The organism is Streptomyces hawaiiensis, assembly GCF_004803895.1.
GTDB lineage: Bacteria > Actinomycetota > Actinomycetes > Streptomycetales > Streptomycetaceae > Streptomyces > Streptomyces hawaiiensis.
Window position 1 is genome coordinate 7,580,552 of record NZ_CP021978.1, and the last position, 13,429, is coordinate 7,593,980.

13 protein-coding genes are annotated in these 13,429 nt (G+C 72.0%); 5 read left to right on the forward strand and 8 right to left on the reverse strand.

The window, feature by feature from the left end; genetic code table 11:
- Positions 1–65 precede the first annotated feature (65 nt).
- Complete coding sequence (locus CEB94_RS34610; RefSeq protein WP_175435894.1) at positions 66–917, forward strand: oxygenase MpaB family protein; 852 nt, start codon at positions 66–68, stop codon at positions 915–917.
- A gap of 3 nt (positions 918–920) precedes the next feature.
- On the opposite strand, the gene CEB94_RS41780 is transcribed toward CEB94_RS34610, so the two are convergent.
- Genes CEB94_RS41780 through CEB94_RS34630 form a run of 5 tightly spaced genes read right to left on the reverse strand, consistent with a single transcriptional unit; the run spans position 921 to position 5,006 of the window.
- Positions 921–1,043 (reverse strand): hypothetical protein, encoded by a 123-nt coding sequence (locus CEB94_RS41780; RefSeq protein WP_281292543.1) that lies wholly within the window; start codon positions 1,041–1,043, stop codon positions 921–923.
- A 3-nt stretch (positions 1,044–1,046) separates the two neighbouring features.
- Entirely contained in the window at positions 1,047–1,790 is a 744-nt protein-coding gene (locus CEB94_RS34615; RefSeq protein WP_175435895.1) for an IclR family transcriptional regulator, read from the reverse strand.
- Positions 1,787–3,157 (reverse strand): DUF6351 family protein, encoded by a 1,371-nt coding sequence (locus tag CEB94_RS34620; RefSeq protein ID WP_246112013.1) that lies wholly within the window; start codon positions 3,155–3,157, stop codon positions 1,787–1,789. Before CEB94_RS34620 ends, CEB94_RS34615 begins: the two co-directional genes overlap by 4 nt.
- Positions 3,154–4,548, reverse strand: a complete 1,395-nt coding sequence (locus tag CEB94_RS34625; protein ID WP_425472518.1) for an MFS transporter — start codon at positions 4,546–4,548, stop codon at positions 3,154–3,156. The genes CEB94_RS34620 and CEB94_RS34625 overlap by 4 nt, the downstream gene beginning before the upstream one ends.
- Before the next feature lie 32 nt (positions 4,549–4,580).
- Complete coding sequence (locus CEB94_RS34630; RefSeq protein ID WP_175437291.1) at positions 4,581–5,006, reverse strand: MarR family winged helix-turn-helix transcriptional regulator; 426 nt, start codon at positions 5,004–5,006, stop codon at positions 4,581–4,583.
- 210 nt (positions 5,007–5,216) lie between these two features.
- On the opposite strand from CEB94_RS34630, the gene CEB94_RS34635 reads away from it, so the two are divergent.
- The 4 genes from CEB94_RS34635 to CEB94_RS34650 are packed head-to-tail and all read left to right on the forward strand — an operon-like array spanning position 5,217 to position 8,998.
- Entirely contained in the window at positions 5,217–6,134 is a 918-nt protein-coding gene (locus CEB94_RS34635; RefSeq protein ID WP_281292544.1) for an SDR family NAD(P)-dependent oxidoreductase, read from the forward strand.
- 11 nt (positions 6,135–6,145) lie between these two features.
- Entirely contained in the window at positions 6,146–7,021 is an 876-nt protein-coding gene (locus CEB94_RS34640; RefSeq protein WP_175437293.1) for an amidohydrolase family protein, read from the forward strand.
- A gap of 10 nt (positions 7,022–7,031) precedes the next feature.
- Complete coding sequence (locus tag CEB94_RS34645; protein WP_175435898.1) at positions 7,032–8,534, forward strand: acyl-CoA synthetase; 1,503 nt, start codon at positions 7,032–7,034, stop codon at positions 8,532–8,534.
- A gap of 8 nt (positions 8,535–8,542) precedes the next feature.
- On the forward strand, positions 8,543–8,998 hold the full coding sequence (locus tag CEB94_RS34650) for a MaoC family dehydratase (protein WP_175435899.1): 456 nt from the start codon (positions 8,543–8,545) through the stop codon (positions 8,996–8,998).
- Here CEB94_RS34650 and CEB94_RS34655 read toward each other — a convergent pair.
- The 3 genes from CEB94_RS34655 to CEB94_RS34665 are packed head-to-tail and all read right to left on the reverse strand — an operon-like array spanning position 8,989 to position 13,401.
- A complete protein-coding gene (locus CEB94_RS34655) occupies positions 8,989–9,816 on the reverse strand; it encodes a PaaX family transcriptional regulator (RefSeq protein WP_175435900.1) in 828 nt (275 codons plus the stop codon). The genes CEB94_RS34650 and CEB94_RS34655 overlap by 10 nt on opposite strands.
- Before the next feature lie 52 nt (positions 9,817–9,868).
- The gene (locus tag CEB94_RS34660; protein WP_175435901.1) at positions 9,869–11,539 is read right to left on the reverse strand and encodes a PHP domain-containing protein; all 1,671 of its coding nucleotides are present in this window, start codon (positions 11,537–11,539) and stop codon (positions 9,869–9,871) included.
- A 26-nt stretch (positions 11,540–11,565) separates the two neighbouring features.
- Complete coding sequence (locus CEB94_RS34665; protein WP_175435902.1) at positions 11,566–13,401, reverse strand: LamG-like jellyroll fold domain-containing protein; 1,836 nt, start codon at positions 13,399–13,401, stop codon at positions 11,566–11,568.
- Positions 13,402–13,429: the final 28 nt, after the last annotated feature.

A 13,429-nucleotide genomic window follows, 5' to 3' on the forward strand; every position in this document is an offset into this window, starting at 1 on the left:
GTCCGGCACGCCCGGACGGCCACGGTCATGCCGGACACTGGTCAGCAGGGGAAGGGAGGCCGACCGTGCTGACCGGAGTCCGTGAACAACTGGGCCAGGCCCTGTTCCGCCGCGTCGCGGGCCCGAGCGGACCCGCGACCCGTGCCCGTATCCACCACACCCCCGGCCCGCGCTGGTTCGGGCCGGACCGGCCGATCCGCACGGTCCACGGTGACGCCTCGATGTTCATCGGCGGGCTGGCCGCCCTCCTCCTGCAGTCGCTGCACCCGCTCGCGATGGCGGCGGTCGCCGGCCACTCCGGCTTCCGCGGCGACCCGTGGGGCCGGTTGCAGCGCACCAGCACCTTCCTGGCCGTGACGACGTACGGCACCGCCACCGACGCCCGGCAGGCGGTCGACCATGTGCGCGGCATCCACGAACGGATCCGCGGCACGACGGCCGGGGGCGTGCCCTACCACGCGGCCGACCCCCATCTGCTCGGCTGGGTGCACGCCGCCGAGACGGACAGCTTCCTGCGCGCCCACGAACGCTACGGGGACCGGCCGCTGGCCGCCGCCGGCTACGACGCCTACGTCGCCGACACCGCGCGCGTCGCCGAGGCGCTGGGGGTGGTCGACCCGCCGCGGGACCGCCGTGAACTGGCCGAGCGCCTGACCGCCTACCGGCCCGAGCTGCGGGCCACGCCCGAGGCCCGGGCAGCCGCCCGCTTCCTGCTGTTCCAGCCTCCCCTGCCCCTGGTCGTGCGGCCGTTCTACGGCGGTCTGGCCGCGAACGCCGTCACCCTGCTCCCGCCCTGGGCGCGCACCATGCTGTGGCTGCCGCGGGTGCCGGTCGTCGAGGACCTCGCCGTACGTCCCACCGGGCGGGCCCTGACCCGGACCATCCGCTGGGCCATGACGCCACCCCGGCAAGCCTGACCCTCACAGCATGCTGCTCAGCAGCCGGTCCCGGTCGATCAGCCGGTGCTTCAGCACCAGTGCGACGTGCACCGCGAACGCCGCGTAGAGGAGGACCTGCGCAGCACCACGTGCAACCCCCGACACGGTTCAGGGCTGCCACCCCAGCGCCCGTGAGATCCCACGCGCCGCCACCCGCACCGCCGGGCCCAGGACCGGCACCTGGGCGTCCGCGTGGGGCACCACGATCGACACGGCGGCGGTCACCGTGCCGTCCGCACCACGGACCGGCGCGGCCACCGACAGGGCGTCCTCCGTGACCTGACGGTCGCTCACCGCGACCCCCGACCTGCGCACCTCGGCGAGCGCCCGCCGCAGCCGCTCCGGTTCGGTGATCGTGTACGGGGTGAAGGACGCCAGTTCGCCTTCGCAGTACTCCTTCTGGAACACCGGGTCGCCATGGGCCAGCAGCGCGAGTCCGACTCCCGTGGCGTGCAGCGGCCAGCGGGCGCCGACGCGGATGTGCACGCCGACCGCCGACCGCCCCGACAGCCACTCGGTGTAGACGACGTCCCTGCCGTCCCGCACGGCCAGCTGCACGTTCTCGTGCGTCGCCTCGTACAGGTCCTCCAGGTACGGCAGCGCGATCTGCCGCAGGGCTAGGCCGCGCGGGGCCAGCGCGGCGAGCTCCCACAGTCGCAGCCCGACGTGGTAGACGCCGGACTCGTCCCGCTCCAGCGCGCCCCACTCGGTGAGCGCGCCCACCAGGCGGTGCGCGGTGGTCAGGCTCAGCCCGGCCCGCCGGCTGATGTCCGTCAGGCACAGCGCCGGATGCTCGTGGTCGAAGGCCGCGAGCACGGACAGCAGCCGGTCGGGCGCGGTGGGGGCGGTCATGGCCGGGCGTCTCCCGGGTGCGCGAGGTCGTAGGGACGGGGGTAGGTGGTCGGGCGGTACGGAAGGTAGCGGGGCTCGGCCGCCGGGCCCTCGGCCCTGGCGCGTGAGTTGAGGGCGTCGGGCGACACGTCCCAGCGGCCGGTGTCCAGGCGCTTCTCCAAGGTGTGCAGGGCGGCCAGTGTCTCGCCCGGGGTGAAGGTGCAGTGGCCCGGGGCGTCGACGTACGCCTGGCGCAGGAGCCCCGCGGAGCCCGCCGCCGAGGCGGCCCGGCGATAGCCGCTCTCCGACTGCACCGGGATCAGGGCGTCACCGGTCGTGTGGATGGTCAGCTGGGGGTCGGTGAGCCGGCCGGAGAGCACGCTGGTGTTCCGCATCCACCGCACCGCCGACGGGTCGGCGGTGATCCGGGGTGCCCGGCCGAGGGCCGAGAGGTCGGTGCGCATGGACAGGCCCGCCTCCTTGTAGAGCTCCGTCACCTCTTTGTACAGCGGGGACCGCAGAAGCATCGAGCGGTAGTCGACGCCCGTGTTCCACGACGGGTTGCCGCCCGCCCGGCTCTCGGCCTCCTGCCGCCAGCTGAACGCGGGCAGTTGGAGCAGGCCCCGGACGGCCGTGTACTGGTTGGACTGCGCGGTCTTCCAGTCGGTGGGACCCGGCTCGGTCTGCGCGGCGTCGTTGTAGCCGGGGATGTTGTGCAGAGCCGCGGCGAGGGCGATCCGGGCCCGGCCCTCGGGGGTCCGCTGGGCCGCGTCCACCTTCGAGGTGAGTGCCTTGCCGGCGGCGACCGCCTCGGCCTGGTCCGCGAACCCCGCGAGCCGGACACCGGAGTCCGGGGCGAGCAGCGTGCGCAGCGCGAACACCGGGTCCAGGGTGCTGTTCCAGTTGGCGACACCGCCCTGCACCAGACCGCACATCGACAGCGATCCGTCGAAGCGGCCGGCGTGCCGCTCGGCGAGCACGCTGGTGACGAAGCCGCCGTACGAGGTGCCCCAGGCGATGGCCCGCCGGGCCGCGCCGAACCTCTCGGTGAACAGGTCCAGCGTGGCGAGCTGGTCGGGCACCGCCTCGGTGACCGCCCAGCCGGTCGTCGCGTACGAGGAGCCGATGAGGGCGTACCCCTTCGCAAGCAGCTTGTCCCGGGCGGCGGAACCCGGCGTGTTCTGGGCCGGGTTGGGGGCCCCGGCCGGGGTGTAGCCGTGGCTGTAGAGCAGGACCGTGCCGTTCCAGGACGCCGGTAGGTCCATCACGTACGCGGCGCCGGAGGGGAGCCGGCCCTCCAGGTGGGTGCCGGTGGCGGCGGCTTGCGCGGGAAGGGCGGTCGCCGCCAGGGCCAGGCAGGCGGTCAGCAGAGCGAGGCGGATCCTCAACGCGGGGTTCCTTCCAGGGCGGGGGCGGCGGCGGGGGAGTCCAGCGCGTCCGTGTGCGTCTCGCGCAGCCGCCACACGGTGACCGCGGTGATCGCCGCGCCCGCGCACAGCAGCAGCGACACCGGGGTGCTGCCGCCGCCGAAGGAGGCCAGCAGGCTGCCCGCGATCAGCGGGGAGAACCCGGCGCCGATCAGCGTCGCCCCCTGGTAGCCGAGGGAGGCGCCGGTGTAGCGGACACGGGTGCCGAACATCTCGGTGAGCAGGGCGCCGAGCGGCCCGTACATCGTGGACTGGGCGACGCCGTGGCCGAGCGCCAGGGCGAGGATCAGCAGGCCGGGGGAGCCGGAGTCGACCAGGGCCAGCACCGGGAAGGCGAGCGCCGCCGAGGCGACGGCACCGGCCAGGACGACCGGCCGGCGGCCGACCCGGTCGGACAGCGCGGACGCGGCGGGCAGGACGACGAGGGCCACGCACGAGGCGACGGTGACCGCGGTCAGCACCTGCGGGCGGGTGTACCCCTCGTCGACGGCGTAGGAGATCATGAAGCTCGTCAGCAGGGACTGTGCGGTGAACGCGCCGATGCCGACGCAGGCGGCCAGCAGCACCGGCTTCGGGCGGCGCAGCACCTCCACGATCGGCGGCCGGGCCACCGGATCCCGCTTGACCTGCGCGAACAGCGGGCTCTCGGCGACCTTCAGCCGCACGAACAGGCCGACGCCCAGCAGCACGATGCTCAGCAGGAACGGCACCCGCCAGCCCCACGAGCGGAACTCGTCGTCCGGCAGGGTGGCGACGAGGGTGACCACACCGGCCGACAGTACGGAACCGAGTGGGGCGCCGAGCTGGGTGAAGCTGGACCACAGGCCGCGCCGGGAACCCCGCGCGTGCTCGGCGTGCTCGACGACCATCAGCATCGCGCCGCCCCACTCGCCGCCGATCGCGATGCCCTGCACCACGCGCAGGGCGACCAGCAGCACCGGGGCCCAGACGCCGATCGTGTCGTAGGTCGGCAGCAGGCCGATGAGGAAGCTGCCCGCCCCCATCAGGACCATGGTGAGCAGCATCATCGACTTGCGGCCGAGCCGGTCGCCGAAGTGCCCGAAGAGGATGCCGCCGAGCGGCCGGGCGAGATAGCCCGCGGCGAAGGTGCCGAACGCCGCGATGGTGCCGACGGCCGGGTCGGCCCGCGGGAAGAACAGCTCGCCGAAGACGAGCGCGGCGACGGTGCCGTAGACGAGGAAGTCGTAGAACTCGACGGTCGTGCCGAGCAGGCCGGAGACGGCGACGCGGCGCAACTGCCGTGATGCGGGGGAGAGTTGAGGGGTGGGCGGGGATGGCTGCACGGTGGGCTCCCTGGGGACGGGGCGCGGTTGGTCCGTGAAGTTATGCATCCATCGTGCAGCCGTCAATCATTTGCACAACATCAGTTCAGACCGTCCTCCGCGATTCGCAGCAGCAGCGCGTGCAGGGTCTCCCGCTCGGCCGGTTCCAGTGGGCCCAGGAGTTCGCCGGTCACCCGCAGGCCGGCCTCGTCGGTGTCGCGGAGGAAGCCGCGGCCGTTCTCGGTCAGCACGACGATCCGGCTGCGGCGGTCGTCGGGGGAGGGGCGGCGCTCGGCGAAGCCCAGCTTCTCCAGGTCGTCGACCAGACCGACGATCGCGCTCGGGTCGTACCCGAGCCGCGCGCTCAGTTCGCGCTGCAGGGCGCCGTCGGCGGTGGCGAGGAAGCGCAGCACCGCGTAGTGGCGCAGGCGCAGGCCCGACTCCTGGAGGCAGGCGTTGAAGAGCTGCCCCGAGCGCAGGCCCAGGCGGTACAGCAGGTAGCCCGTGTCGGCGTGCAGTCCGCGCATCCACGGTTCGTGGGCGTCGATGGGCTTCGCGGTGACGTTCTGGCGTGTGATGGCGGGCTCCCTGTGCTCGGTGCTGCTTCCCGGTGATTCCAGCATCTCGCACCCACAGGTCACCAACAACTATTGACGGCAACAATTATTGCTCTTAGCTTCGATCTCGCAGTCGAACCCGTGCGACTCGCAGTCGAACCCGTGCGAAGGGACCCACCCGTGCCCAGCATCGATCTCTCCGGCAAGGCCGCCGTCGTCACCGGCAGCGGCCGTGGCCTCGGCCTCGCCTATGCCCACGCCCTGGCCGCCCACGGCGCGTCCGTGGTCGTCAACGACGTCGACGAGGCGGTGGCGGAGGCGGCCGTGAAGTCCCTCGTGGAAGCGGGCGGCAAGGCCGTCGCCGAAGTCGTCCCGGTCGGCACCTCCGAGGCCGCCGAGCGGCTGGTGAACCGCGCGGTCGAGGAGTTCGGCCGGCTGGACGTGCTCGTCACCAACGCGGGCATCCTGCGCGACAAGGTCCTGTGGAAGATGACCGACGAGGACTTCGACGCGGTGCTCACCACCCACCTCAAGGGCACCTTCACCTGCGCCCGCGCCGCCGCCGTCCGGATGCGCGAGCAGGGCGAGGGCGGCTCGCTGATCCTGGTCGGCTCCCCGGCCGGACAGCGCGGCAACTTCGGCCAGACGAACTACGCCGCCGCCAAGGCCGGCATCGCGGCGATGGCCCGCACCTGGTCCATGGAGCTGGGCCGCGCGGGCATCACGGTCAACGCGATCGTGCCGGTCGCCGCCACCGCCATGACCGAGACCATCCCGGCCTTCGCCCCGTACATCGAGGCCATGAAGAACGGCGAGCCCCTGCCGGACTTCCTGCGCAAGGGAGAGGGTTTCGGCACCCCCGAGGACTGCGCGGCCCTGGTCCCCTTCCTGGCGTCGGAGGCCGCCCGGGGCGTCACCGGCCAGTGCGTCGGCATCGGCGGTGACAAGGTGGCACTCTGGTCGCATCCGCAGGAGATCAGGGCGGCCTACGCCGACGGCGGCTGGACCCCGCAGACGCTGGCCGACGCCTGGCCCACCTCGGTCGGTGCGGAGCTCCAGTCGGTCGGCATCCCGGCGCCGAAGTTCCCGGAGGCGTGATGGACCCCGTGATGGACCTGGACTCACTGGTCGCGATCGACGTCCACACCCACGCCGAGGTGTCCTCCCAGGGTCACTCCTCCCTGGACGACGACCTGCACGACGCCTCCTCGGCCTACTTCAAGGTCGAGGGCAAGCGGAAGCCGACGCTGCAGGAGACGGCCGCCTACTACCGCGAGCGGAACATGGCCGCCGTGATCTTCACGGTGGACGCCGAGTCCGCCACCGGCACCCCGCCCGTCCCCAACGAGGAGGTCGCCGAGGCGGCCGCCGCCAACGCCGACGTCCTCATCCCCTTCGCCTCCATCGACCCCTTCCGAGGGAAGGCGGGAGTGAAGCAGGCCCGCCGCCTGGTCGAGGAGTACGGGGTGAAGGGCTTCAAGTTCCACCCCAGCATCCAGGGCTTCTTCCCCAACGACCGCTCGGTGGCCTACGACCTGTACGAGGTGATCGAGGAGACGGGCGCGATCGCCCTCTTCCACACCGGCCAGACGGGCATCGGCGCCGGCGTCCCCGGCGGGGGCGGGATCAGGCTGAAGTACTCCAACCCGCTCCATGTGGACGACGTGGCGGCCGACTTCCCGCACCTGAAGATCATCCTGGCGCACCCGTCCTTCCCCTGGCAGGACGAGGCCCTGGCCGTCGCCACGCACAAGCCGGGCGTGCACATCGACCTGTCCGGCTGGTCGCCGAAGTACTTCCCGCCGCAGCTCGTGCAGTACGCGAACACGCTGCTGAAGGACAAGGTCCTCTTCGGCTCCGACTTCCCCGTCCTCACCCCCGACCGCTGGCTCGCCGACTTCGACAAGCTGACGATCAAGGACGAGGTCCGGCCGAAGATCCTCAAGGAGAACGCGGCCCGCCTGCTCGGGCTGACGCAACCGTAAGGGGCGTGACATGCGCAACGAGGGACTGGGGTCATGGCCCGCACGCCGGGCCCGCAAGACCCCGCACCGCACCGCCCTGATCCACGGCGAGTCCGCCACCGACTACGGCACGCTCCACGCCCGCACCACCCGCCTGGCCCACGCCCTGCGCGCCCGGGGCGTGCGCCGCGGCGACCGCATCGCCTACCTCGGCCCGAACCACCCCTCCTACCTGGAGACCCTGTTCGCGGCCGGCACCCTCGGCGCGGTCTTCGTCCCCCTCAACATCCGCCTCGCCGGACCCGAGATCGCCTACCAGCTCGCCGACTCCGGCGCGCGGGCCCTCGTCTACGGCCCGTCCTACACCGGTCTGGTCGCGGGCCTGCCCGGCAGCACGGACGTACGCGTCTATCTGGAGGTCGGCGGCGAGTACGAGGCGGCCGTCGCCGAGGCGCCCGGGGAGCCGATCGACGAACCGGTCGGCGCCGACGACACCTGCATCATCATGTACACCTCGGGCACGACCGGCCGTCCCAAGGGCGCCATGCTCACCCACGGCAACCTCACCTGGAACGCGGTCAACGTCCTCGTCGACACCGACCTGATCGCCGACGAACGCGCCCTGGTCTCCGCCCCGCTGTTCCACACGGCAGGGCTGAACATGCTGACCCTGCCGGTCCTGCTGAAGGGCGGCACCTGCGTCCTGGTCGACGCCTTCGACCCCGACGCCACCTTCGACCTGATCGAACGGCACCGCATCACCTTCATGTTCGGCGTGCCCACGATGTTCGACCAGGTGGCCCGTCACCCGCGCTGGCCCGACGCCGACCTGTCGTCGCTCCGCATCCTCACCTGCGGCGGCTCCCCGGTCCCCACCCCGCTGATCGCCGCGTACCAAAAGCGGGGCCTTACCTTCCTCCAGGGCTACGGCATGACCGAGGCCGCCCCCGGCACGCTCTTCCTCGACGCCGAACACGCCATGGGCAAGGCGGGTTCCGCGGGCGTGCCGCACTTCTTCAGCGACGTCCGTGTGGTCCGCCCGGACCTGTCGCCGGTCGACGTCGGCGAGGTGGGCGAGGTCGTGGTGCGCGGCCCGCACGTCATGCCCGGCTACTGGGGGCTGCCCGAGGAGACGGCCGCTTCCTTCGCGGACGGCTGGTTCCGCAGCGGCGACGCCGCCCAGGTCGACGAGGACGGCTACGTCCACATCGTCGACCGCATCAAGGACATGATCATCTCGGGCGGCGAGAACATCTACCCCGCCGAGATCGAGGACCAGCTCCTCGCCCATCCCGACATCGTCGAGTGCGCGGTGATCGGGGTGCCCGACGACAAGTGGGGCGAGGTGCCGCGCGCGGTCGTCGTGCCCCGCGCGGGCGCCGCCCTCGACCCCGACGAGGTGCTCGCGTCGCTCGCGGGCCGCCTCGCCAAATACAAGATCCCCAAATCGGTGGTCCTCGCGGACGAACTCCCGCGCACCGCCTCCGGAAAACTCCTCAAGTCCCGTGTCCGTACGCGCTACGGCAACCAGTAAGGAACCGCATGAGCCTCACCGTCAACGGTCTCGACGAACTCAAGAAGCTCGCCGGCGGCGACCTCGGCACCAGCGAGTGGATCGAGGTGACGCAGGAGCGCATCAACACCTTCGCCGACGCCACGGGCGACCACCAGTGGATCCACGTCGACCCCGAGCGCGCCAAGGAGGGCCCCTTCGGCGCCCCCATCGCGCACGGCTACCTCACGCTCTCCCTCTTCATCCCGCTGTTCACCGAGCTGCTGGACGTCCAGGGCGTGACGACAAAGGTCAACTACGGCCTCAACAAGGTGCGTTTCCCCTCCCCCGTGAAGGCCGGCTCCCGCATACGGCTGGTGGCGAAGCTCGCCGAGGTGGAAGAGGTGCCGGGCGGTGTCCAGATCACCGTCGAGGGCGCCATCGAGATCGAGGGCGCCGCCAAGCCGGCCGCGGTGCTGCAGAGCCTGTCGCGGTTCTACGCCTGAGGCCGCGCGGGCACCAGGTCCAGAAGGCGTTCCGAGGCATCGCGGACGAGCGGTGAGAGCCGTTCGTGCACGGTCCGGAACGTCTTCTCGGCCTGTTCGGCCGGCCAGTCGTCCGGCAGGTGCTCGACAGGCAGCCGTGGGTCGCGCCGGACGATCTGCAGCCACTCGGTCTGGAGGCGAAGACGCAGGACGAGGGCGTCGTCGGCGTCCGGCAGGTCGTCCTCCCAGGCCTGCCAGCGCCGTCCGAACCCCTCGTAGCGCCCGGCCAGGTCGGACAGTTCCCAGGTCTCCTCGATCATCTGGCCGATGTCCATGCCGGTGTCCGCGTGCGCCCGGAAGACCTTCACGTGGGCGGACAGGCCGAGCTCGGCGACCAGGGCCGACACGTCGGCCTCGCCGGGCGCGATCCACAGGCCGTTGAAGAGCGGGCCGAAGCCGCTCCAGGTCAGCCGGGAGCGCAGGTCGTGGCGCTGGCGCTGCCAGGATTCCGGCAGGGAGAAGCCGAGCAGCGTCCAGGTGCCGTCCCACCGCCGGTTGACGGCACCCGCCTGCCAGATCCGCTGCTCGCCGTCGCGCAGCACCGCCTCCGAGCGCTCGGTCAGCCCGAAGTACATACGGCGGCCCTCGCGCTGGCGGCGCAGCAGGTCACGGCCCACCATGCGGGTCAGCGTGGAGCGGGTGGCCTGCTCGCCGATCCCGGCGCGGGCGAACACGTCGATGACGCTGCCCGAGTACACGCACACGTCACGGCCGAGCACCTGATCGCCCAGGAACGTCAGCATGAGGGACTGGGGCCGCAGCGACTCTTCACCGGTCACGCGGCCCACCGTACCTCCGCTCGATCAGTCCGTGACCTGCTGGTCCCCGGGGTCAGGAACCCTCGACGTCGACGAACACCGGGTTCGAGTAGAACCACGTGTCCGCCCACGGGTCACCGTTCCCGGGCGGGTGCGGGACCGGCCCGTGCGGGTCGACCGAGGCGCCGAGCCGGCCCGGGCCGTGCCGGTTCCCGTCGCTGCCGCGCAGCCGGACGTAGAAGGACTCCTCGCCGGCGGTCAGCGGGATGCGCAGGGTGTAGGTGCCCTTGCGGCCGCTGACGTCCTCCGTGCGGACGACCCTGGTGTCCGGAGCCCTCCAGGAGTCGCGGTCGGTGACCGGGCCGCGCACCGCGCCGCGTATGACGTCCACGTGCGCCAACTCGGGGAGTACACCCTGCGGGTTGGGCCGGGAGGCGCTCGTCACCGTGACGTTCAGGGTGAGCTTCTCTCCCTTGCGGACCCGCAGCCTGCCACCGAGCGTCACGCCCCGGCCGCGGTCGCAGTCCCGCGTCAGCCGGACATCGAGTCCGTCGAGCAGATGCCCGTGGTCCAGCCAGACCCGGCCCGCGCGCATCCCCGCCATGACCGCGCGGTAGCCGTAGCGGGTCACGCCCACGTGGGTGCGGCTGAACTGGCCGGGCCAGAAGTCGCTGCCCGGCTGCGGGGTGTCCGTGTTCACCGGGTCGGGCAGTTTCCCGGTGTCGTCGAAGGTCCGGCCGGGCTGCCAGTCGCCGTTCCTCCAGGTGTCGAAGACGATCCGGTGGGCGTCGGAGTTGGTGGTGATCGAGAACAGCCGGCCCTCGGCGAGCATCGAGTCCCACAGACCGCCGACGGTCGCGGTCGCCCAGTCGAAACCGCCGTACGTCAGGTAGGCGTCCGCCGGGTAGCCGGGCCAGGACTGCGCGGACGGTTTGTTCTCGTACTCGCCGCGGATGGAGGTCGCCCCGCGCCAGCCGGGGATGGCCGCGCCCTGGGCGCCGGGCGCGCCCTCCATCCCGATCATGATCTCGGGCGCCGCGTCCCGCCAGTTGCGCATCTCGTGCGGGGAGTCGATGCCGAGCCGCATGGGGTGGTTGGCGAGCACCAGCACATCGTCGACGTACCCCGAACGGCGCTGCCGGTCCAGCCACTTGAGAGCCTTGAGGGCATGCGCCTCGTTGCGGGCGGTGTCCGCGTCGGCGGGGCCGCCCTTGTCGTAGGCGAGGAGCTTGCCGTCGTAGGCGCTCTCGAAGCGGGTCAGTACGTCGACCTCGTGCGGGCCGGGCGCGGTGAACACCGTGCAGTGTTCGGCCGCCGGGATGTACCACTCCAGACCCTGGAAGATCAGCTGACGCGGGTTCTCCGCCCGCGCCCTCAGGATCTCCTCGTGCTCCATGGATGCCCCGAAGTCGGCGTGCCCGAAGTTGGAGTGCTCGGTGAACACCATCCAGTCCAGGCCGTACTTCGCGCCCGCCGCGGCCAGTTGGGAGAAGGTGTACTTGGCGTCGTGGCTGTAGACGGAGTGGATGTGGTGGTCGCCGACGAGGTGGGCGAGGCGCGGGTCCTCGCCGCCCAGGCGCCTGCCGCCGGCGGCCAGGGCCGGGGTCGCCGCCGATCCGAGGGCGAACGCGGCTCCGAACAGGCCCGCGCGGCGCAGGAGCCCGCGGCGGGACACGCCCTGCGGGTCGAGGGCGGCGGGTGAGACGGACGGGTCGGCCCAGTCGGGCAGCTGCTGCTCGGTCATGAAGGGTCCTCGCGCGTTCTGTGAGGTCAGTGGTTCATGAAGGAGGTGACGGGCAGCGCCCGGGCGACGATCCGGACGTCGCCGAGCCGGCCGTGGAAGATCTGGTCGATCTTCCCGCCGTACTCGTAGCCGCCGAGCAGCCACGGCAGTCCGACGGAGGCGACGCCGGCCGAGGGCGCCTTGGGATTGCGGAGGACCGGGCAGCCCTCGACGTACAGCGTGGTGTGCCGGCCGTCGTTGACGACCGCGAGGTGCCACCAGGTCTCCAGCGGCGTCTCCTGGCCCCAGTTGGTGGCGATGCCCTGCTGGTTGAGCGGGCGCATCGCCCACTGCGGTTCCCGGTCGTTGGAGAGCGACAGCGTGGCGAGCGGCTCGTCCGGGTCGTCGGCGCTCTTCCCGGCGGCGCCGCCCGTGCCCGTGCGGGAGACCAGACCCGACCAGGCGTTGTGGTCCGGGTCCCAGTCGGCGGGCAGGCGGTAGAACGCCTCGATGGTGTAACCGTCCTCGAAGGTGGCCACGGTCAGCGGGGCGCCGTCGACCGTGCGCAGATAGGCGCCCTTCAGCGGGGACTTGAAACCCTGGAACTCCAGGCTGCCGTGGCCCGGCTGGTCGGGGTGGTGGTCGGCCGACCAGCCCAGCGTGCCACCGCCGACGGCGACGAGGGAGAGGTCGTTGCCGCGCCCGGACAGGTCACGGACCGCGCCGACCGTGCCGTCGACGGGCTTCTCGAAGCGCCAGTACGCCATCGTGCCCGGGACGAGCAGCTTCGAGGCGGGCCGCGCCGGACGGGCGGGCACGGGCGCGAAGCCGGAGAAACGCTTGTCGAAGTCGATCTCGACGGAGAACCGGTCGGCGTCGCCGCTCAGTTCCATCTCCTGCCGCTCCAGCCCGTTGATCCCCTTCTCGGCCCGGCCCAGGATCCAGGGGGAGACCGTCTCCACGTCGATGACGTTCCGGTCCAGGTCGAAGCGGTACAGGCGGATCATCGCCGCGCCGCCGAAGTAGCGGTTCTGGTAGTTCGTCAGATGCAGGTGGACGTCGCGCCCGGCCGCGTTCTTCCGCGTCGCGCGGGCCGCCGGCCAGTAGTGGCCGTTGAGGGTGAGGAAGATCTGGTCGTGGTCCTCGATCAGCTGGTCCCACAGCTGCTGCCCGTAGTCCGACAAGGTGTCGTCCTCGACGACCAGTTCGTGCGTCGTGAGGATCACCGGCGTCTTCGGGTGCTTCGCCAGGACGTCCTTCGCCCACGTGTGGCCCTGCGGCGACAGCCGCCAGTCCAGGGCCAGCACCAGCCACTCCCGGCCGCCCGCGGTGAACAGGTGGAAGGTGTTGTAGCCGTCCGGGGAGGCACCGCCGAACGTCCGCTGCCCCTTGAACCGCTGCGGCCCGAAGGCGTCCAGGTAGGGAGTGCCGCCGCGCTGGTCGGTCGTCGAGGACTGCACGTCGTGGTTGCCGGCCAGGACGCTGTAGCCGACACCCCTGCGGTCCAGCAGCCCGAACGCCTCGCCGATCGCCGCGAACTCCTCCTTCGCGCCGTTCTGCGTGAGGTCCCCGAGGTGGGACAGGAAGACGAGGTTCTCCTCCCCGCCGTGCTCCAGCAGATAGCGCAGCGACGCCTCGACCGGCGCCTTGTCGATGCTGGGCCCGTCGAAGAGGTACTGCGTGTCGGGCATCACGGCGAGCGTGAAGCGGCGGCTGCCCGGGTCGGGGCGCCAACGCGCGGACGCCGCCGCGGCGGAGGCGGCCGGCAACGCGGTCACCGCGGCGGCGGTGGCACCGAGCAGCGCGGTGGCGCGAAGGAAACTGCGTCTTCCGGCACCGGCCTGGGGCGCTTCGCCCAGGGCGTGGTCATGAGATGTGCACACGTGCGCTCCGTAAAGGGTGACAGGGGAG

Bases quoted from the DNA above. Each gene is read 5' to 3' on its own strand.
- CEB94_RS34660 (WP_175435901.1), bottom strand. From the start codon at position 11,539: ATGACCGAGCAGCAGCTGCCCGACTGGGCCGACCCGTCCGTCTCACCC.
- CEB94_RS34650 (WP_175435899.1), top strand. From the start codon at position 8,543: ATGAGCCTCACCGTCAACGGTCTCGACGAACTCAAGAAGCTCGCCGGC.
- CEB94_RS34625 (WP_425472518.1), bottom strand. From the start codon at position 4,548: ATGCATAACTTCACGGACCAACCGCGCCCCGTCCCCAGGGAGCCCACC.
- CEB94_RS34640 (WP_175437293.1), top strand. From the start codon at position 6,146: ATGGACCTGGACTCACTGGTCGCGATCGACGTCCACACCCACGCCGAG.
- CEB94_RS34615 (WP_175435895.1), bottom strand. From the start codon at position 1,790: ATGACCGCCCCCACCGCGCCCGACCGGCTGCTGTCCGTGCTCGCGGCC.
- CEB94_RS34630 (WP_175437291.1), bottom strand. From the start codon at position 5,006: ATGCGCGGACTGCACGCCGACACGGGCTACCTGCTGTACCGCCTGGGC.
- CEB94_RS34645 (WP_175435898.1), top strand. From the start codon at position 7,032: ATGCGCAACGAGGGACTGGGGTCATGGCCCGCACGCCGGGCCCGCAAG.